The sequence below is a fragment of the Bacillus sp. AFS059628 genome, assembly GCF_002571225.1.
Lineage (GTDB): Bacteria > Bacillota > Bacilli > Bacillales > Bacillaceae_G > Bacillus_A.
On record NZ_NVEC01000056.1, the window covers coordinates 1 to 21,635 of the forward strand.

The 21,635-nt window shown below is 33.5% G+C and carries 15 protein-coding genes and 5 pseudogenes; 6 read left to right on the top strand and 14 right to left on the bottom strand.

Going from position 1 to position 21,635, the window contains the following annotated elements:
- Nucleotides 1-332 (bottom strand): annotated as a pseudogene (locus tag COL05_RS18740) (serine hydrolase domain-containing protein); the annotation flags it as partial.
- 994 nt (nucleotides 333-1,326) lie between these two features.
- Here COL05_RS18740 and COL05_RS18745 point away from each other — a divergent pair.
- The gene (locus tag COL05_RS18745) at nucleotides 1,327-2,904 is read left to right on the top strand and encodes an FAD-dependent oxidoreductase (protein ID WP_098669691.1); all 1,578 of its coding nucleotides are present in this window, start codon (nucleotides 1,327-1,329) and stop codon (nucleotides 2,902-2,904) included.
- Nucleotides 2,905-3,214: 310 nt separating this feature from the next.
- On the opposite strand, the gene COL05_RS18750 is transcribed toward COL05_RS18745, so the two are convergent.
- From COL05_RS18750 to COL05_RS18775, 6 genes and pseudogenes are all read right to left on the bottom strand, one after another.
- Nucleotides 3,215-4,543 (bottom strand): MATE family efflux transporter, encoded by a 1,329-nt coding sequence (locus COL05_RS18750; protein ID WP_257152581.1) that lies wholly within the window; start codon nucleotides 4,541-4,543, stop codon nucleotides 3,215-3,217.
- Between the two features lie 856 nt (nucleotides 4,544-5,399).
- Nucleotides 5,400-5,522 (bottom strand): annotated as a pseudogene (locus tag COL05_RS18755) (small, acid-soluble spore protein, alpha/beta type); the annotation flags it as partial.
- Nucleotides 5,523-5,636: 114 nt separating this feature from the next.
- Entirely contained in the window at nucleotides 5,637-7,223 is a 1,587-nt protein-coding gene (locus COL05_RS18760; RefSeq protein WP_098669693.1) for a glutamate/serine transporter AimA, read from the bottom strand.
- An 812-nt stretch (nucleotides 7,224-8,035) separates the two neighbouring features.
- Nucleotides 8,036-8,179: pseudogene (locus COL05_RS31935) on the bottom strand (transcriptional regulator); the annotation flags it as partial.
- Nucleotides 8,180-8,335: 156 nt separating this feature from the next.
- Nucleotides 8,336-9,925, bottom strand: coding sequence for a bifunctional metallophosphatase/5'-nucleotidase (locus COL05_RS18770; protein ID WP_098669694.1), 1,590 nt, complete (start codon nucleotides 9,923-9,925; stop codon nucleotides 8,336-8,338).
- 382 nt (nucleotides 9,926-10,307) lie between these two features.
- Complete coding sequence (locus COL05_RS18775) at nucleotides 10,308-11,144, bottom strand: bromoperoxidase (RefSeq protein ID WP_098669695.1); 837 nt, start codon at nucleotides 11,142-11,144, stop codon at nucleotides 10,308-10,310.
- Between the two features lie 515 nt (nucleotides 11,145-11,659).
- Between COL05_RS18775 and ycaC the strand changes: the two genes are divergently transcribed.
- From ycaC to COL05_RS18795, 4 genes are all read left to right on the top strand, one after another.
- Nucleotides 11,660-12,304 carry an isochorismate family cysteine hydrolase YcaC gene (gene ycaC, locus COL05_RS18780; RefSeq protein ID WP_098669696.1) on the top strand — a complete coding sequence of 215 codons (645 nt, stop codon included), beginning with the start codon at nucleotides 11,660-11,662 and terminating at the stop codon, nucleotides 12,302-12,304.
- Nucleotides 12,305-12,474: 170 nt separating this feature from the next.
- A complete protein-coding gene (locus tag COL05_RS18785) occupies nucleotides 12,475-13,119 on the top strand; it encodes a hydrolase (protein WP_088122529.1) in 645 nt (214 codons plus the stop codon).
- Nucleotides 13,116-13,709 (top strand): antibiotic biosynthesis monooxygenase, encoded by a 594-nt coding sequence (locus COL05_RS18790; protein ID WP_098669697.1) that lies wholly within the window; start codon nucleotides 13,116-13,118, stop codon nucleotides 13,707-13,709. The genes COL05_RS18785 and COL05_RS18790 overlap by 4 nt, the downstream gene beginning before the upstream one ends.
- Nucleotides 13,710-13,722: 13 nt before the next feature.
- Nucleotides 13,723-15,558: an amidohydrolase gene (locus COL05_RS18795; RefSeq protein WP_142337564.1), complete on the top strand. Its 1,836-nt coding sequence runs from the start codon at nucleotides 13,723-13,725 to the stop codon at nucleotides 15,556-15,558.
- Between the two features lie 318 nt (nucleotides 15,559-15,876).
- On the opposite strand, the gene COL05_RS18800 is transcribed toward COL05_RS18795, so the two are convergent.
- The 3 genes and pseudogenes from COL05_RS18800 to COL05_RS18815 all read right to left on the bottom strand — a co-directional run bounded on the left by COL05_RS18800 (nucleotide 15,877) and on the right by COL05_RS18815 (nucleotide 18,095).
- Nucleotides 15,877-16,755: a LysR family transcriptional regulator gene (locus COL05_RS18800; RefSeq protein ID WP_098669699.1), complete on the bottom strand. Its 879-nt coding sequence runs from the start codon at nucleotides 16,753-16,755 to the stop codon at nucleotides 15,877-15,879.
- A gap of 219 nt (nucleotides 16,756-16,974) precedes the next feature.
- Nucleotides 16,975-17,345, bottom strand: a pseudogene (locus tag COL05_RS32200) (MarR family transcriptional regulator).
- A 507-nt stretch (nucleotides 17,346-17,852) separates the two neighbouring features.
- Nucleotides 17,853-18,095: a hypothetical protein gene (locus COL05_RS18815; RefSeq protein ID WP_098669700.1), complete on the bottom strand. Its 243-nt coding sequence runs from the start codon at nucleotides 18,093-18,095 to the stop codon at nucleotides 17,853-17,855.
- Nucleotides 18,096-18,267: 172 nt separating this feature from the next.
- Between COL05_RS18815 and COL05_RS32205 the strand changes: the two genes are divergently transcribed.
- Nucleotides 18,268-18,420 (top strand): DUF2187 family protein, encoded by a 153-nt coding sequence (locus COL05_RS32205; RefSeq protein ID WP_142337565.1) that lies wholly within the window; start codon nucleotides 18,268-18,270, stop codon nucleotides 18,418-18,420.
- 43 nt (nucleotides 18,421-18,463) lie between these two features.
- On the opposite strand, the gene COL05_RS18820 is transcribed toward COL05_RS32205, so the two are convergent.
- The 4 genes and pseudogenes from COL05_RS18820 to COL05_RS31650 all read right to left on the bottom strand — a co-directional run.
- On the bottom strand, nucleotides 18,464-18,763 hold the full coding sequence (locus COL05_RS18820; RefSeq protein ID WP_000214796.1) for an ArsR/SmtB family transcription factor: 300 nt from the start codon (nucleotides 18,761-18,763) through the stop codon (nucleotides 18,464-18,466).
- 625 nt (nucleotides 18,764-19,388) lie between these two features.
- Nucleotides 19,389-20,012, bottom strand: a complete 624-nt coding sequence (locus tag COL05_RS18825; RefSeq protein WP_098669701.1) for a YrrS family protein — start codon at nucleotides 20,010-20,012, stop codon at nucleotides 19,389-19,391.
- A 238-nt stretch (nucleotides 20,013-20,250) separates the two neighbouring features.
- Nucleotides 20,251-20,685 carry a sodium:proton symporter gene (locus COL05_RS18830; RefSeq protein WP_098669702.1) on the bottom strand — a complete coding sequence of 145 codons (435 nt, stop codon included), beginning with the start codon at nucleotides 20,683-20,685 and terminating at the stop codon, nucleotides 20,251-20,253.
- Between the two features lie 343 nt (nucleotides 20,686-21,028).
- Nucleotides 21,029-21,162 (bottom strand): annotated as a pseudogene (locus tag COL05_RS31650) (Holliday junction resolvase RecU); the annotation flags it as partial.
- Nucleotides 21,163-21,635: the final 473 nt, after the last annotated feature.

The window sequence follows — 21,635 nt, forward strand, 5'->3', positions numbered from 1 at the left end:
TCTGTTTTCATTGGTTTCTTCGTTCTCAGATCCGCTACCCCAGCAGTATAACTCCAAGTTTTACCACCCTTAGAAATTTGAGCGAGTATTCCCGGGTATCCTAGTTTCAGTGTATCTCGCATTGCTTTCTTAACGGCAGTACGGTCACTTTGAGTATTTGTATGTAACGAACTAGATACATTTTGCGTGGGTTCTGCTTTTACAATTGAGGCTGGTGTTATGTATAACAGGGAACTCCCAGCTATTAATAGTGATAGACTTGCACATGTAATTTTACTGCGTGTTTTCATAAAGCATTCCTCTCTTCTATTAAAATTGTATAGATGGTTGATAGCTGTGTCCTATACGAACCACACAGCTACTAATTCTCTCAATGATGAAAAGGCAACAATGCATTTGCAAACATTGTACTCATTATTTTCACAAAACACTCTTGTTACTGATTGTTTTATATGTAGGCCGTACTTATTCCCCCTTTACGCCTCCTCATATTTTTATCCTACACATTGAAAATCTCTTTTTCCTTACCTATCCCTTACAAATTCCTTACATTCGAAATTGTTTCTATAATGATAGGATTGAAGTAGTGTCTATGCCCGAAAGTGCAAAAAAACACCGATGTTTGTCGTTTCGGTGTTTTTTTACGTTTTAAATATTGAATATTCTTTTTACTCTTAACAAGTTAAATTCTTGATTTTTTCTAATGTGATTATTCTTCTTGCTATATCACACAAATGAAATTGCACTGCACAAACCATTCCTAATGTTGTTAAAACCACTTGTTTCCATGTTGAAATTTTCATTACATTTAGGAAGATTATACACGTTTCCCCTCATCATTAGATCAAGCTGTAGACTTCTTAATTTTAAACGAACATTTTAATTTTTTATAACATAGAATAGATAATATGTAACATCATTAATATCTACTACGTGAATAAAAAAGAAACCCACTGAAAATATTAAGAGCTTCTTTGGATTTACCTTTTTTTCAAAACACGCTCTTTTCTATGATTATTTAGTATTAATTCGATCAAATTTTATTTAAATGCAACCCAATATCTAAAATAGGGAAAAATACCTTCCGAGTCATTCACACAAACTAAGAAATATCTTGTTTTACCATGTGGATCTTCTACTTTTATCCTTCTGAACATGATAGATAATTAAAGATATATGATAAAGACAAATTATTTCTATTTATACAAAAGTACAGATGGATTGAATACGCCGGCCAGTCACAATTTGCTATTTTCTAAGCTCAAAGTTTACCTCTTCAATAAGTGGAAATAATAGAACTATAAAACTTTGGATGGAGGATTTATATTGAAGAATAACGATAATTACGGTGGAAAATTACCACATAATGCTGAATCTTACTGGACGAGCAGTGTTCATTTACCTGAATACCCTTCCTTAGAAAATGACATGCAGGTCGATGTTATTATTGTAGGAGGAGGAATTACTGGCATTACTTCTGCCTATCTTTTAGTAAATGAAGGTCTAAAAGTCGCTGTTATAGAGGCAGACAAATTATTAAATGGAACGACTGGACATACGACAGCTAAAATTACTGCTCAACATGATATGATTTATGACGAGCTTATCAGATATACCGGAAGAACTACCGCAAGATTGTATTACGAAGCAAACATCGATGCTTTAAAATTCATTCAAACCACAATTAATAAACATCAAATCGATTGCGATTTCACTCAACAAGATGCTTATCTGTATGCCACAACAAAAGAATATGCATTTAAGTTAGAAAAAGAAGCAGAAGCTTATAAAGAGCTTCATATTGAAGGCGAACTTGTAAACAAACTTCCTATTGATTTAAAAATACATAATGCACTTGTTATGAGAAATCAGGCACAATTCCATCCACTTAAATATTTAGCCCATCTTTCAAATATAATTACAGAAAAAGGTGGACACATCTTTGAAAATACCACAGCAGTAAATATACAAACAGGCGAGCAACCTGTGGTTCTTACCCGTGGAGGAGCTCAAATTACAGGGAAGTATATTCTCTCTTGTTCCCATTTCCCTTTTTATGAAGGTGCAGGACTTTACTCTACAAGAATGCATGCAGACCGCTCTTATATAATTGCCGCTAAGACAAGAACAGATTATCCAGGTGGTATGTATATTAGTGTAGATGAACCGACACGTTCTCTCCGTTCCACAACAATTAATGGAGAAGAATTTATTCTTATCTCTGGAGAAAGTCATAAAACTGGACAGGGTGGAGAAACACTAAAGCATTATGAGGCCTTGGAAATATTCGGCCAACAAGTTTTTGGACTTGAAAAAATTGCATATCGTTGGTCAGCCCAAGATTTAATTACACTAGACAAAATTCCTTATATCGGTGAAATCACATCTGATCAAAAAAACATATTAATTGCCACTGGATACAGAAAATGGGGTATGACTAATGGAACTGCAGCTGCTCTTTTATTCCGAGATATCATATTAAAAGAAAAGAACAAATTTCGGGAATTATATACTCCCTCCCGTTTCCATATGAATCCAAGTTTAAAGAACTTCTTAGTCGAAAATGCCAATGTTGTTGGTCACTTAATTAAAGGAAAGTTAGAGATTCCACAAAAATGTATTCGTGATTTATCTAACGATGAAGGGGCTGTCGTTGATATTGATGGACATAGAAAAGGAGCTTATAAAGATGCAGAAGGTAAGCTTCATATTGTAGATACAACTTGTACCCATATTGGATGTGAAGTTGAATGGAACAATGGAGAACGTTCTTGGGATTGTCCGTGCCATGGTTCGCGATTCTCATATACAGGAGAAGTACTTGAAGGGCCTGCTGAGAAACCATTACAAAAATACGATTATAAAATGATAGATAACCTTACTTCAGAAGACTCTGGTTACTAATTAAATTTATGTAAGCCAAAACAGCTACATAGTATGTAGCTGTTTTGGCTTTTTTAACTCCTTATTGTCCGTAATCTCAAATCGAAATATAATCTGTTCTATTCCTATCAATTTAAGAAATATATTCTTCCCCAACATGAAAAATTGAGTTGAACTTCTCAAAATAACTATGAAAGGGTGAAATTGAATTTACAATTACAACCAACATACTCCCGTTTAAGGGTAACTCGGTTTTATTCGTTTGATGATGTTATAGTCATACTCCTAAAACTGACAACTTATAAGAGAATATCATTTTTCACCTTCTAGTCTAACTAACAAGTCGTGAAATTCGTTTCTTCTTCCATGAAAGTTTATAATATCCATATTGCAAAAGTAAACTTGCAATAAATGCTGCTGGATACCCAATCCATATTCCTTTTATACCAAGATTTGTATGATAAGAAAGGTAATAAGCAACAGGGACTTCTACAAGCCATATTGATACGACACCGATAATAGTGGGCCATAATACAGTTCCACTTGCTCGCATTGTCGCACCAATAATTTGAGCATGACCGAAAATTAAGTAACTCCAAAGTGTAATCATCACCAAACTATGTGCAATTTCAACTGTATTCGTGTTCGTTAAGAATAACGATGAGATTTCTCTTGAAAACAAGTAAATAAAAACAATTAATATACCACCAATTATATAATTCATAATAATTCCAGCACGAATAACTTCCTGTAATCGGTTAAATTGTTTCCCACCAATAGATTGCGCAGCAAAAATAGATACCGTAATTCCAAGGCTAACCGCAGGCATCTGAACATAACTTGCAACCTGGTTTACAACCCCATATGCAGCAGTCGCATCAGAACCGAAACGATTCACAAATGCGATTACCGCAATCTCAGATAACGAAACAAGAATCATATTAATACTCGCTGGAATTCCAAGGCGTAATAATAGTTTTAATAAATCCCAATCCATACGAAGATATTTCCGTACAGTCTCATCTAATTGCAGTGGATGATTCTTCTTCCTTAAATACATAAGCATAACAATAAATGTTACAACGGTCGAGATAACAGAAGCATAGGCAGCTCCGTACACACCAAGTTTGGGTATTCCTAGCCAACCAAAAATTAGAATAGGTAATAGAATTATATTTAAGACTGTACTAACAATTAAGAAATAAAACGGTGTCTTAGAATCTCCTGTACCTCGTATAAACGTTGTATAGGAGAAATATAGAAATAAAACTGGCATAGAAATAAATAAAATACGCGCATAATGCACACTCATATCAATTATATTCTCTGGCGTACCCATAAAACGCATAATGTTCAGAGCAAATACATTTCCCGCTATTGCCAAAATAACTCCTATTATAAAGGTAAATGTCAACGTCGTACCAACAATGGCTTTTAAACGATCTTCATTACGGGCTCCAAATGCCTGACCAATTAAAATCGAACTACCTGATCCAATCCCAATTACAAACGAAACAAGTAAAAAGAATAATGGAAAAAATGCTGAAATGGCAGCTAATTCATTCACACCAAGCCATCGTCCAACTACCACCATACCAAATAATTGTCCAACTGATTGTAATATGTTACTTAAAAGCAAGGGAACTAGAAACATAGACATTGATTTCCATGTTGCTCTCTCTCCCTTTTCTTGATTTTTTAATTTTTTACTTTTTTGAATACTATCTATCGATGATTTCACATTTGATTTCCCCTTTTATTTGGAGGAATTATGTTATTCCGAGAATAATACGTTAAAAATCAAAAAAGAAATTTTTAAATTAACGTTATTATCTTATCCATAGATTTCCCCCTACGTAATAATGATTTTGAGAATTTGTTTATCTATTCATTCTTTCTACCATTTATCTCTTTCCCCAAAAAATTTTGATATAAACGAAATGAAGCTTTCCCCTTATAAAAACCTATTCTGATATTTCTTCTAAGCAATAGTAAACAGCTTCCTTACCCCTTCAAGTTAACTCTTCAACATCTACAGCAGTTAAATTAATTTGCGTTGCATCATTTATTTTAATAAAATTATTTATATTATTAAATGTAATAAACAATTAGGAAGCGAAATTGGTATAAAACATGTCTTTTGTTATGTTTTTAATATCGTGAATACTTAATGATTAATATTAGACCCTTGTTGCTCTATTTGTTAGAACAATTAACATAGATTACTGTTTTCAGTTATGTTGTATATTTTCTTAAAGACTTGTCCAAAATATAACTAACCTGTTTTAGAACAAATTGGTTACCGAGTAGTTAGCTTTTGCTAACTACTTTTTATTATTAAATATGTTCTCATCAAAATGATGAATTCCTAACTATTAGCTCAGTTCTTTCTATCCAGAAGAATAGTTTATACTTTTACTTAAAATTCCTTGAAAACTATTTGAGCATAGATTGTTCCCATTAAAAAAGGAGAGATTATAATCTCTCCTTCTAATCCATACACTATATAATTAGCGAGTGCATCGACCGCCAAGTTGTATATCGAAATCTTGTGCGATTTTATATTTCATTTGATCCATTGCACTTTCAGCATCACGAACTAATAATTCGTTACGGCTTCCACTATTATTGTTTGCTATTATTACGTATACTCGCTAATTTCCATGTCCATACTATTTAACAACGGTAGTCCACGCCATTCGGATTGACCTCCAGCACATGATAAATCTATTTTTCTAATTTATGTATATTATTCAACTAATTCTACCATTAATCTTCTGTGCTACCTGTAAATCTTTTGTTTTAAATCCACTATTTATAGCCCATCTATAAAATAGAAATGAAACAATTGAAATAAGTACCATATCCCATCCATAAGTTATAATATTTAACCCACCAAATTTTTCACTTCCAATGTACGATATACAAATCATAAATAATAAATACCCCACAATCCATAATCCAGCTAAAAAATTCTTCTTAAATCCAACCCATTTTGTTTTTAATTGATAATAAAAATATATAGGTAAGCCCATAAGTATAATAAACATTACTTCTCCTGTTAACGGCCACCTTGCCCAATATAATGTTAATGATGCAAAAATAAACCCTAAAGGTGCGATAATGTTTAATCCCTTTATATAGAAAGGACGATGAAAATTAGGTGTAGTTTTTCTCAGAGTCATTACTGTTATTGGTCCAGTAACATATGAAATTAATGTAGCTACTGAAATCACTTCAGCTAAAACACCCCATCCTTTAAATAAAAATAAAAAAACAAAACAAATCATTAAATTAAACATCATGGCAAATCTAGGCACACCATATATAGGATGTAATTTCCCAAAAACTTTAGGGAAATATCCATTCTTCTCCATTCCGTACAGCATGCGTGATGTGGTTGCCATATAAGTAGTACCTGTACCAGAAGGGGATACAAAAGCATCTAAATATAATACAATAACTAACCAATTAATATTTAATGCTATCGCTAAATCAGCAAATGGTGAATTGAAATTTAAATTCGACCATCCATTAATTATCATATCGGGATTTACAGCACCGATAAAAGCAATTTGTAATAATGCATATATTATAGTTGAAATTAAAATGGATCCTACAACTGCCCGAGGAATGGATTTCCCTGGATTCTTTGCTTCACCAGCCATATTAATGGGACTCTGAAAACCATTGAATGCAAAAATAACACCGGATGTTGCCATAGCAGTTAATACATTTGACCAATTAGATACATGAAAGTCCTGATGACTAGTAAAGTTTTCTCCATGAAATCCAACAAATAGCAATGCACCAATTGTAAGACCAGGAATTATGATTTTAAATATAGTAATTAAAGAATTTACTTTTGCAAATAGACTAACAGTCCAATAGTTTAAAAAGAAATATATAATAATAAGTAAAGAAGCAGCTGCAAGACCTTTTGAAGTCAACATCCCATTGTCTACTAAATCCTTGGCCCAACTTGCCCACTCCCAAGGCCATGAACTCATATATTGTATTGAGGCTATAGCTTCAACTGGAATAACTGAGACGATGGCTATCCAATTAGCCCATGCAGCAATAAATCCTACAAAATCTCCATGTGAGTATTGGGTATATTTTACCATTCCGCCAGCCTCCGGAATCATGGCTCCTAACTCGCTATATGGTAAAGCAATAAATAATATTACAATCATTCCTAAGAGCCAAGAAAAGATAGCGGCCCCTCCTGATATTTTAGCAGCCTTCCATGCACCAAATAACCAGCCAGACCCTAAAATCGAGCCAATCCCAGTCATTGTGAGTGCAAAGGTTCCTAGCTTGCGTTTCATATTTTTCATTTTTCACACGCCCCTCGTTTACAAAATAAATAGGATTTTTTTATTTATTAACCATTTATTCATGTATACTAGCCCCCTTTTTATTTAAAGTAAGAATACAAATTTTATAGACTCATTCACCATAAAATTCATCTCCAATCAACTCTTTATAGTGTATGTATACCCTCTATAATTCTCTCTAAACCTGAAATTTTTAACTATATTTGTTACGGAAAAACATCATAATCTAGTATGCCTCTAGATTAAGAATATTTTAGTTCTAATAGACGAAATTTCATCTTGTCTATGGTCTTAATTTGATAGGCGATACTACTCCCAGATGCACTCAAGTTAGATAAGAAACTGAAGGAAACTATTATAGAAATTTCTACATTTCTTTCGAAACATATCGCTCCCTTCTTACCAAAAACTCAACTCTAATTTAATGAATTGTTTAAGTGTATTGAGAGACTTTTATTGGGATAAATCTTCGGCAAATACTGACAACCCTTGGTTTTTATGCATATTCATAAAAAGCACGTCACCCTTTCTCATTAATTAAGAAAATGGTAACGTGCTTTTAATCCCAAGAATAGTCCATGATGGATGTGTGGCGGTACTCCATTGCTATCAAATAAAACAATGATAGTTACGGACGAATTAGCAATTATACGAATTTCATCACTTATTACAAAAAAGCAAACTTAATTACGTCTGCTAGAATAACCCTTCCTTGATGGTTAATTCCCATTCCTACAACAAAATGACTCTTTAAATGGTAGACCTAATATTTTATTATATTGGTCCTAATCATCCCATAATTTCTTCAGGAATTAGAAGTTTTCCATACTATAGTAAACTTCTAATCCCTGAAGATTTCCTCTTAGAACCTTCCCTCTCATTTTATATAAGTGTTAGGAAACTGTTGATTGTGGAATATTTAAAATTTCGATCATTTAGGTTACATTTAAGGGGTCTTTTCTGCTTACTTCATTTTTTTCGGCATTCTGCATCTAGACGGTATACCTATTAAACACGGTAAAACTCTATTTCAAATCAAAAAAAATAGATTACCTGCACACGAAAAAGTATAGTGCACAAGTAATCTATTTGCTTTTGAGATTAATAAAAACCTAATTTATTTTTTGAATTCTTCCATCAATAATAGACTGAATTGGTTCTTTTGATTTTTTTATATAATCCACTAATGCTTCAAAATCAGTTGGTCCTGTTTCAGCATCTTTACCGTTTTTAAAGGATACAAATCCATCTCCACCTGAAGCTAAAAATGCGTTAGCAACGACGCTGTAAGTTTTAGAAGGAATCATTTCTTCTCCATTTGTTAAGCGAATACTTGTTACTTTTTCTCCATTAGGCTTGTTCGCATCCCAAGTGTATTGGATTCCTGAAATTTGAAGCATTCTTGTTATGTCTTTTTGCCATTGTTGATTTAAAATATTACGAATGTCCTGGCCTGTTAAATTTACTTTTATTAATTGATTTCCGAATGGTTGAATACCATAGATCTCTCCCCATGTAATATCACCAGCATCTAAGTCATTACGAATACCACCAGGATTCATAAGTGCAATTTGTGATTCCATCGTTGCACGCTGGGCATCAGCAACTAAATTTCCAAGAGTAGATTCACCAGCCGTATTTAGTTTGCGATCTAGTGGAGCAATAGACTTACCTACAACTTCATTAACAAGAGGTGCGATTTTTGCTTGATATTTCTCCATCTTCTTCTTTATTTTTTTATCAGGCTCCATGCCTTCATGGTAAGTTGTAACAATTTCTGCTTTTTTCTCAACAATATCTTGTGTCTTACGATCAATCTTTACATCAACATCAGCAAAAGCCATACCATAAGAATTTGCTTGTACGACAAGTTTATTATTAACAGTTCCATTTACATAAGTGTGGCTATGCCCACCAAAAATAACATCAACTTCTGGATCAGTCTCATTTGCTAATCGGACAATATCACCATTTGTTACGCCGTTCCCATCTGTTGTACCTCCGTTATGCGCAAGAACAACGATAGATTTAACGCCTAGTTTTTTTAATTGCTTTACGGATTTGTTAATAGCTTCAACTTCATCTGTAATTTCTACATTCTTTAGCATAGTAGGCATAACAAGGTTAGGAACATCCGTTGTTACAACTCCGATAAATCCAACAGGAACTCCTTGTACCTTTTTTATAGTGAATGGTGGTAAAAATAAACGACCAGTGGATTTATTATAGAAATTTGCGGCAACATATGGGAATTTTGCTCCTTTAAAATTCCCTGTTTTTTCATGGTATCCACCATAAATAAGGCGGTTCATTTCCGCAACACCTTCATCAAATTCATGGTTTCCTATCGTTCCAACATCGAATTTCAAATCATTTAGAAATTCAATCGTAGGTTCGTCTTGTAATAATGCTGAAACAGGAGTACTTGCTCCAACAACATCGCCAGCATGTACTTTTAATGTATTCGGATTTTGTTTTTCACGATCACGTAAATAAGCCCCTAAGTACTCGATTCCCCCTGCATCTTTATTGTTAATTTTTTTTACTGTGTCTAGTTGCCCATGAAAATCGTTGATACCGAGCATTTGTACATCTATGTAGCGGTTTGGTTCTGTACTTGCTTGGGCTGAAGGCACAGCGAATACACTAGTAAAAGTAACTGTACTTATTGCTAAAGCAACTGGAATGATTTTTTTCAACATAAAATTTCTCTCCCCTAATTAAAATCTTACATAATACAATGTTATTTTAATATATTAAGAGGATTATTTCTATAAAAATTCTACTAATTATAAAAATTAATAAGATTTTATTGTTTTCTGACAAAATTTTTCTTTGTTTTGAGGATTATTCAAAATATTATCTTGATAGTAATATAACAATCCACCTAAGAGACCTAAAAAAAAGCTAATCCATACATGTTAGCTGTTAAGAAGAATATTCAATTCGAAACTAATAAAGATTTATCAACCTAACATCTCAATATCAATATTTAAAAAGATGCTCCTGGATTTATCCAAGAGCATCTTTTATAAAGCTTTAAACTTATTTATAATGTCTCAATTAACAATTATATAGTTGTAATCAGTCCTTTAAAAATGATAGGAGCGCTTCATTAAATTCTTTGGCATGCGTTGCATTTAGTCCATGTGGACCACCCTTTATTAACGTTACTTTAGAATTAGGAATTGCTTCATGTGTTAATTTCCCGCTATATTCAAATGGTACAGTCGCATCTGAATCACCATGAATAATAAGGGTAGGTATATTAAACTTCTCCAAGTCTTTTCTAAAATCTGTCTTACTAAAGGCCGTAATACAATCAAGCGTTCCTTTAGGTGATGCACTGGCTGCAATATCCCAATTATATAAACGGAATGGCTCACTAACTAAATCTGTTCGATTACCAGCCGCGAAAAATCCCTTAGTAAATTCATCAAGAAATGCAAGTCGGTCATTAATCACACCACTTTTGAATGCTTCAATTGTTGCATCATCTAATGCCCCTTCAGGATGATCCTCTGATTTGTATAAATATGGAGGAACTGCTCCAGCAAAAACAGCCTTTTCAATACGATCTGTTCCATACGTACTAATATACCGGGCTACTTCGCCTCCACCCATAGAAAAACCAACAAGTGTGACATTTTGAAGCTCTAAATGTTCTAATAGTTGATGTAAATCAGAAGTAAAGGTATCATATTCATACCCTTCCCACGGCTGAGATGATTTTCCAAATCCTCGACGATCATATGTTATAACTCTGTATCCAGCCTCAACAAGAGCTGGAACTTGATATTCCCAAGATCGACCACTTAACGGCCAACCATGAATTAGTACAACTGGGTTTCCTGTGCCATGATCCTCATAATATATCTCAATTGGTTCTTGATTTTCAGTTCCTACAATAATTTTAGCCATGCTTCTACCTCCAAAAAATATTCTAATATATATCCTTTTCTTCAATAATCCAGATGAATCTCATAACCTATTCATGCACGTTTATGTTGTGAACTCTAAGTATGAAACTCTATTATTCCAAAGAATTCATTTTCTCCTTTTGGAACAATTCCCCCTCTAATACCTTTTTCATCATAAGATAATTTCTGAACATTCCTCATATTCAATTATAAAAACAAAATAGAAGACTATCAATATCGTTCTATCTATAGAATGTATAGGTAAAATCAATCGATTTTATAGTGAAAATAACTATAGTTACGACCTATACAAATTATAGATAATTTAGAATTGATTAACTAATCGATTTTCAAATACTATAAATTTGTATAGCGCTTCATGTTCCGTAAATGCTGCTATATCTCATATTAACGGTCAGTTTAGTTACAAACTAATCGTAACAAACGAAGAAATTTAGGATGATATTCTACTGTTTAAACTTTCTTCGATTACTTAATTTTTAGGAGGAATACATAATGACTGATCTCTATTCTCGTATTAACAAAGATGATGTTGTCGTTCTTTTAGTAGACCATCAAACTGGTCTTATGTCCGGACTAGTACGTGACTATGGTGTTGATGAATTCAAAAACAATGTTTTAGCTCTTGCTCATACTGCTAAGTTTTTTGATTTACCAGTTATTTTAACAACAAGCTTTGAAAACGGGCCTAATGGACCTTTAATGCAAGAATTGGTTGATCTCTTTCCTCACGCACCAAAAATAGCTCGACCTGGACAAATTAACGCATGGGATAATGATGATTTTGTAAAAGCAATCGAAGAAACTGGAAAAAAACAACTTATCATCGCGGGCGTAGTTACGGACGTTTGTGTTGCTTTCCCCGCACTTTCTGCTATAAAAGCTGGATATGAAGTATTTGCTGTTACTGATGCTTCAGGAACTTTCAGCAAACAAGTTGCAGATGCTGCCAATACGCGTATGGCACATAATGGTGTACAACTTATGAACTGGTTTAGCGTAGCTTGCGAATTACAACGCGATTGGCGCAACGATGTTGAAGGTTTTGGCAATTTGCTTGCTAGTAATCTTCCAGGTTATCAAAATATAATTGGAAGTTACATGGGAGCTCAGCGCGATCTTAGTAAACAAAATGCATAAATGTATTCCAAAGAAATAGCTTTAAATTAATTTTTTAAGGTAGATAGCATAGATTTAGTGCTGATTAAATCAGCACTAAACTTTAAATTAAAAAGTATAGTAAAACTTTTATTTTTATGATTACAGCTTAAATTAATTTTTTGAAAATAATAAAAAAGGAGCGTTTTATGATGAGTAATTTAGAATTGTTAAATCCGGAGAACAGTGCCTTAATTTTGATTGATTTTCAACCTCAAATGACTTTTGGAGTTGCAAGTATTGATAGACAAACATTGATTAATAACGTTATGCTACTTGCTAAATCAGCAAAAACTTTTAACGTACCTACTATTCTTACTACAGTTGAGACACGCAGCTTTTCTGGTTATTTTTGGCCGCAAATTCTTGACATATTCCCAAACCATGAAATTATAGAACGCAGTTCAATGAACTCTTGGGAAGATCCAAAATTTGTTGAAGCAGTTAAAGCAACAGGTAGAAAGAAATTAATATTTGCAGCACTTTGGACTGAAGTTTGCCTTGCATTCCCTGTACTTGAAGCAATTAAAGCTGGCTATGAGGTGTATGCAGTTGATGATGCTTCAGGTGGTACTAGTTTGACAGCACATAACGCTGCTATGCGTCGTGTAGAACAAGCTGGTGCAATTCCAGTGACAGCAATTCAAGTTTTACTTGAATACCAACGTGACTGGGCACACAAAGACACTTATGATGCTGTAATGGAGATTGTAAAGGAACACACTGGTGCGTATGGTCAAGGTGTAGAATACGCATATACTATGGTGCATGGCACGCTTCCAAGCAGGAAAATATGAAACTAGAAGGAGTAGCTGTCGAAGAGACTCATACAGAGAACACAATAGATGCTGCTAATCCAGTAACAACGATTGTTACATGGGAAATTCAACAAGGTAAAGAAAAACAGTTTGAAACATGGAGACATGAAATCGAAGCTGCCGCTACTAAATTCCCGGGGCATTTAGGTGTAAATCTAATAGTCCCTGATAATGTCTCTAGAGAGTATACTGTTATTTTTCGCTTTGATACGTATGAGCATCTACGTGCTTGGCAAGAATCAGATATTCGCCGAGATTTGTTAAAAACGGCAGAACAATTTCAAGTTACTAATCCGAGTTACAAAACTGAAAGCAGTTTGGCCTATTGGTTTGTCACTCCGAAAACGCCAGTTCCACCGCCAAAATGGAAAATGTCTATCGTTACCCTTCTGGGTGTATGGCCTCTTAGCATGTTAGTTCCTAAATTGATAGGACCTATTATAAAACATATGAATCCTATTATGTCCGCTTTTTTCGTTTCTATATGTATAGTGTCCTTGCTATCATGGGTAGTTATGCCGGTTTTCGGTAAATTATTTCATCCATGGTTACAAAATAATAGGAAGTAGACGAGGTGTGAATATGAATGTACCGGATATGATCTTATATAACGGGAAAATTACTACCCTTAATCCCTCTCGACCTGAGGTATCTGCTATCGCCATAACTGATGGTTTAATAACTGCAGTAGGTGGAGATGAAATTCTTAATAGTGCCACAGAAAAAACAAAAAAAATAGACCTTAAAAGAAAGAGAGCTATTCCAGGCTTGAATGACTCTCATATACACGTTATTCGTGGCGGTCTTCATTATAATATGGAATTACGATGGGAAGGTGTGCCTTCACTTGCCATTGCTCTCGAAATGCTCAAAGAACAGGCAAGGCGTACACCTGCTCCTCAGTGGGTAAGAGTAGTTGGAGGTTGGTCTGAATTTCAATTTAAAGAGAGACGGTTGCCAACTCTGGAAGAGATTAATGCTGTTTCTGAAGACACGCCTGTCTTTGTGCTGCATCTTTACGATAGAGCACTTGTAAATCGTGCTGGGCTGCGTGCACTGGGATACACAAAAGATACCCCAGACCCTCCAGGTTGTTTAATCGAGCGAGATAAACGAGGTAATCCAACGGGCCTTTTAATTGCGAATCCTAACGCTTCTATTCTTTATTCAAGTTTGGGTAAAGCACCAGCACTTAATTTTGACGACCAGATTAATTCAACTCGCCATTTTATGCGCGAATTAAATAGATTAGGTATTACAAGTGCTATTGACGCAGGTGGTGGATTCCAAAATTATCCTGATGATTACAAAGTTGTTGAACATTTAGCCGAGAAGGAACAATTAACTTTGCGTATTGCTTATAATCTATTTACGCAAAATCCAAATCATGAATATGAAGACTTTGCTTCATGGGCCAAAATTGTTTCTCCAGGTCAAGGAACTGATAAGTATAAAATGAATGGTGCCGGAGAGATGTTAGTATTCTCAGCAGCCGATTTTGAAAAATTTCAAATGCCACGGCCTGAACTAGCTACGATGATGGAAGCTGACTTAAAGAAAGTAATTTCTCTATTGGTGGAAAACCGTTGGCCCTTCCGTTTACATGCAACTTATGATGAGTCAATCACACGTTTCTTAAATGTATTTGAGGAAGTTAACAGTGAAATTCCTTTTAATGGTCTACGATGGTGGTTTGACCATGCAGAAACAATCTCAGATCGTAGTATGGAACGTGTTAAGGCTTTAAATGGCGGTATTGCCATCCAAGACCGCATGGCTTTTCAAGGTGAATACTTTGTTGATTTATACGGAAAGGAAGCTGCAAAGCGTACTCCTCCGATTTATCGTATGTTAGACCTTGGTATACCTGTTGGCGCCGGTAGTGATGCAACTAGGGTTTCCAGCTATAACCCTTGGGTTGCTCTTTACTGGATGGTTGCCGGAAAAACCATTGGTGGACTTTCAATATACGATGAAAAAAATAAACTTGATAGAAAAGTAGCCCTGGAATTATATTCAAAAGGAAGTGCGTGGTTCTCTGGTGATGAAGATAAAAAAGGAACCCTTACAGTAGGTCAGTTTGCTGATCTTGCTGTATTGTCTGCTGACTACTTTACTGTGCCAGAAGAGGAAATCAAAAACCTTGAATCATTACTCACCATTATGGGTGGGCAGGTTGTTTATGGAAATGATGAATTTAAAAATTTATCACCTGAATTGCCGCCAGCATCACCTGATTGGTCACCGACGGGAGTTTATGGTTATGGTGGTGCTAACCTAGCCCACACTATACTTTCTCACGATGCCCATGATCACAAGTTACATAGTTGCAGTAACCCTCTCCATCAGCACACTCATACCGTAATAGGAAAAGATGGAACTAAATGGGGTATTGGTTGTACTTGCTTTGCTTTCTAAGTCAAAACCACCGGTATAATGCCGGTGGTTTTCTTTATGCGATAAGGATATGTAAATTCGAAATAGCATTGTAATCCTATTGGAATCTATTACTATGCGATAAGACCGAAGAGTTGATGGATTAACTTGACTTGTTTTTCACAGCCTTCTCTCCTTGTAAAGTCTGCCCTTTTTCCTTTAAGTAAAAGTCAATGGTATCCCATTCGAAGCAACTATACCACACATATAAATCTACTTGCCCTTTGACTGTAATCTAGGTCTTATCCCAAGAATTATGTATCATTTTTAATTCTCACACTATAATTATTATTATTTCTATTATACTAATACTTTTTCAGGATCATGTAATTTCTGCATAAAGATACGTGCTGCAAAACTTAAAAATTTATCATTAAAGTGAATAAGATTAATATCTTGACTTGGTGTCGGATCAATAATACGAACTATACTCAAATTATCATTATTAACAAATTCAACTAGTGAAAGAGGTATTATAGCAACCCCATGTCCATTGCATACAAGGCTCAATAGAGAAATGGAAGATTTTGTTTCTATGTTTGCTTCAGATAAAGATAGCCCTAAACTCTCACAATATATTTTAATAGTTTCACGACAACTACATGAAACCATTATTCTACTGAGCGCTACTAATTCTAGAAAAGAAACCGATGATGTTTCATTCAAAGGATGGTTTTTTGGAATGACAAGGACAAGCTCTTCGCTATACAAAAGAGTGCTTGTTAATGTGGCTGGAATTTGAGCACTACGCGTGATGCCTATATCAATATTTTTATCAACGATTTGATTTACAGCAACTTCGGATTCTATAATTTTTACCACGATGTTGGGATAATGTTGTTGAAACTTCATAATATAAGGTGTTAAATAGGTGAGATCCTCTAATAAACCTCCTATAGTAATTACACCTCTTTTTACACCCTTTAATTCAAAAATTTCATTATAAACGTCATCAAATTGTTGCATGATAAATTTTCCTTTATCAAATAGTAGCTTACCCGCTTCTGTCATTTTGATACCTCTTCCAACTCGATGAAACAAGGGTGTATCAAGTTCACCTTCTAACACACGGATTTGTTGGCTTAAAGTCGGCTGTGAAATACCTAGAACTTCCGCAGCTTTAGTAAAACTATTATTATTACAAACTTGAATAAAATACTCTAAATGACGTAATTCCATTCTTGATACCCACTCTCCGCTTTATGAAAGATTTATAATGAAAAGGACGATATGTATATCGTTAACATAACAACTATCTTTCTTACTATATCAATTGCAATTACATAATTTCTTTCTTTTGCATTACAATAAATTTACTACTATTTATTAATTTTTCCTCCTATTTATTTAATTTATATTTAATTAGGATATTACTAAGCAGAAATAACCTTTAAAAACTTACAATTTCTGTGTGTAACATCCTGACTTTTTCAACTCTTTAATTATCATTTTTTCTCCATATAGTCCAAACTATCAAATATTTGCTGAATCCCCCTTTATGCTGAGGAAAAATAGTGTCCATTAATTCAATACCTTCTGAAATATTTGACGCATACGTGATACTACTACTTGCAAGTAATATTTTGTCTCCAAGTTTTTGTATAGGCTGATCGCTTTTACTGTATAATAGCTCACGCACTGCAAATTCAGTTGGATTAAGTCCATGATTTTTTATATCCTTTGCAATACATTTAGTGATTGACTGTAAATTCCCTTCATAATATAACAAATAACTTTAAAGATAGGCTCTCATCGTTAATCACGCTCATAATTCCCAATCCTTTACAAATTATCTTGAATTCGAGATTTATTATATTATCGTCAAAATATTATGTCAATAATTCATTTTAGCGTTATCAAGCCACTTATAATTTATTTCTCAACATAAGAAATATGGAATTAGAAGAAAACAATTGTTACTATATAAGTATCTCAATTACGTTATTTCTTTTAAAGAGAGCTTGCCTTCTAACGCAAGTTCTCTTTTGTCATATTCTAAATTGAATCGGAACAAATTTCAGGTGATGAGTCTGCCTATGTATATGATATAGTTTTATAAAAAAGATTAGAGCTCTCCTACAAAAAGGAGAGCTCTAATCTTTCATATAAAGTGAAACTTTAATCAGTGGGGGTTTTGTTCATCCCCCACTGATTATCAGTCCTCACCAATCGAACGTTTACGGACAGTTGATCTCCCACCTAACTTCTTTGCTCCAACTGAATTTTGAGGCGGGAGTTTTACTGTCCGTTAACGCGGGCTAAAATTAGTACCTCACTTAAGAAGTTTTAAAAGACAAGCTTGTTAATGATGTCCCAACACTTAAGTCATCATTTAATACCAGGGATAAACAAGCTACTAATGGTAATGTAATAGTAATTGAGCCATCAGAATTAATCACTATACTAGGACTAGATCCACACTCTTCTCCACCACTTACAATTGATTCTACGCCACCACTCGGAGTAAACGTAACTATAAGACACACATCGATACAAATATCATTTAAAGTATATGCCATTACTTATACCCCTCCCTAAAACAATTTATAATAAGCTATGTAGTAAAATGGGCTAATGACACAAAAAAATTTTAAATAAAAGCGCATTAAGATGTTTTTTCTATTTTTACAGAGACCCGCTCAATTCATCCTTAAAAACACAAGGTAAAGTGAACCTGTTATAGTCCATAAAATGAGCTCTAATCCCCCCTTATCTAAAAAGGAGGAACTATTATTATGGGGTATGATTGTAGTAAGCGGTGGTACTTTTGAATTTGATCGAACCATTGTAAATCATAAAAACTATACAATTTCAAATGTAAATACACAAAGCAACACAAAATAGCCCCTTCTCACCAGCAGCGGCTATTTTATATGAAAATACTTCATTAGTTTATATATCCTAAAACACTTACAATCTTACTCGCTTTTAAATTATGAATATGATAATAAATTTCTAAACCTTTTCGCTCAGCTCGTAACACTTTACCCTTCATTTTTGATAAATGTTGTGAAACTGTCGATTGTGGAATATTCAGTAATTCTGTTAATTGTGTTACATTACACGTTTTTCTCGTACTTAATTCATTTACAATTTGTAAGCGGATTGGATGCGCCATAATTTTTAAAATATCTACATCTTCTTCTGAAACTAAACTTTTTCTCATCTCACTTGTATATGTTGTCATAGGACATTCCCCTTTTATATGAACTCCTTTTATTTTGATCTATTTTCAAAATATTTAAAACTCCGATGCAAAACCTTTATATAAAAATAAGGGAATTTTAAATTTTTAAAAACAGAACGAAATAGAATTCACTTTATTTATTCTTTCTTTACATATAAATAATAAAATATTAATATGTGCTCTATGTGAAGTAAGCCTAAATTTATAATGAAGATTTTTCAAATCATTCACATGTAACTACCGATTTTTCTGCTTTGTGTTTCCCTTCTATCTTTGTTGCTTTCTTTCCTTGAGCTTTTCATTGTTTTCTCTAGGTGCAGGAGTGTTGGTCATATAAAGATTGATACTATTAAGTCGTTTACTACGAGGAGAATATTTCTTTCCTTTCTATTTTCTTGTACAACTTAATCCTGTAATCGTTTTTTTGTTGTTCTTTGGTTAATAGATGAACGCTCACACGAGATGAGACTTTATTGGTTATCAAAGTTGGTCCGCATCATGATCTAACAAATGAGTCCAAATAATTAATGCTGTCAACATAACAAAAAGAGTCCTGATTGATACGGACTCTTTTGTGAGTTTTTACAAAAGTAAACTTTTAAACACATAATTACATTTCTATTATTTATTTCAATACTTGAACAGATGCTGGTTTCCACCCCTGATTCTCTACCCAATCAATATCAACCTTATATTTTTTATTACTTTGCTTATCTCGTACATTACCGTAGGCTTTATTATTACCATTATTCCCAATAAAATCGAAAATCAATTGGCTCTCTGGAACATCAACAGCATAAGAAATTGCTTGTTTCATCTCACTCCAATCTACTGTTCCTTCTTTAAATTTCATTTCAGGTTTTGCTCCTTGCACTGTACCAATTGGCTTCCAAGAAGGATTAGTTTGAGAACCCTTTTCTTGAGATGCCGTTTTTTCTCCCTCTTTATTTTCATTTCCGTTCATTTTTACCGATTTTTCTGCTTTTTGTTTCTCTTCTAACAGTACTGCTTCTTTCTCCTCACGTTCCTTCTCTTCTAACAGTGCTGCTTCTTTCTCCTCACGTTCCTTCTCTTCTATCTTTGTTGCATTCTTTTCTTGAGCAATTGCTTTCTTTGATGTATCAGAAGGGGAAAACAACTGGTATGTCACTATACCAACTGTCACTAATACCAAAGTAAATGCAATATTAAAAACCACCTTTTTACGACGATTTTGTTGTTTTTCTTGAAACCTGCTTACTTGTCCCATTTTTTAAACCCCCGAGTTTATTTTCTCTTCTAATCTTTACGTATTATTCTTATAATTCTTAATATTTTTATTAAACGATAGAAATAAATTACAATTTCCATACAAGATTTCATATCATAATAAAATTTGTGTTGTTTCAAGCATCTGACATATGTTATTCAAAAATATTTTAATACATTAAAAATTGATAAACTCCTGTTCGTAAGAAACCCTCAATTTTATTCAAAGATGATTCCAATTACGTCCACATTAAATCTCCTGTAGAAATCTTTTTAACAATTAAGCCCCTTCTTCCCTTATTTATAATTTTCAAATTAAACTGCCCTCTATGGTACAATAAAGATGTGTTGTTTTCTACTGGGGTATGTCGTAAAATCAGAAGGGATTTTATCTCTTTTACCTTTTTTTCAGAGTAACTTTCACCACTAGGTAACTCTATTATTCCTAATGTGATCTTTAATTCGCTTTCATCAAAAGCCCAATCCTTATTAAGTTCCCTTATCTTTTGTATAAAGCTGCTTTTGGTTTTTCCTATATAGATCAATGTTTCATTCTTAGCATATACTCTAGAGATTGCAAATATTCCCTTCTTAAAAGCTTCTTCTCTATTATAAAAATCATTTAAACTATACAATCCATACCATTTAATATGTACTGTTTCTATTAATCTCACCTCGTTTTTAGATAATATTATAATTTTTGAATGTTCAAATTATTGTGGATACATAGCCTTGATTACTTGAATTATAAATAGTGCTTTTCAATAATACATTTTATTATTACTAATTTCAATAATGAATATGTATATCTCATCATGAATTTCCTATCATTTGTTTCGTCAAGTAAGGCTTATAATTCTCTTCGATAATTTTATCTTTCTGTGGTGGGAGAATCCTTGTACAGGGGAAATAGCGTATCAGCCGGATGAGTTGATTTTTCGTTTTCTAAATACCTTTTCTTAAAATGATATGCGGTGTTTTCACGTAGGACGTCATTTGCATAGAATAGCGTACTTTTCTGTGGGAATTCGAAAATAACACCTTCACAGGAGTCGGACACTTGCGATAAGCGACATGCCCCCTCTTTGATACATTTTGTTTGCTAAATTGATAAGCATTTCAAATGCCATCCCACGGTTTCCTAGTCCCATTGTTATTCCTCTCTTCCTACTTGTAAATTTGTACTTCAATAAAATATGCAATATTTCATATTTTATTATTATAATATTAATTTAATATTTATCACTTTCGATCCTATCATTGGAATTCATTAATAAACTAACATTTGTAATTTAATTCCTGATGTTTAATTCTGTTACAACACGTTAATTTTGTATATTTAAATAATCATACTGAAATTTCTTGTTCTATACATCTATACTTGTTTTGTATATTATATAGCAGAAGAGTATGGTAAGAGTTACTCTTTGCCATTTTAGGAAAGGGCCTGTTGGAGACAACAGGCCCTTTCTTCGTAAAAGGATTATTTTGTTAAAAATTTATTTCAATTTATAACCGCTATCTTTTTCTTTAATTTTCCAGTAAAATCAAATGTAAATATTTTAATTACATAGGAGAACGCAATGAAACTTAACATTAATCTGTGGTCCTTTATTTTTTCTTT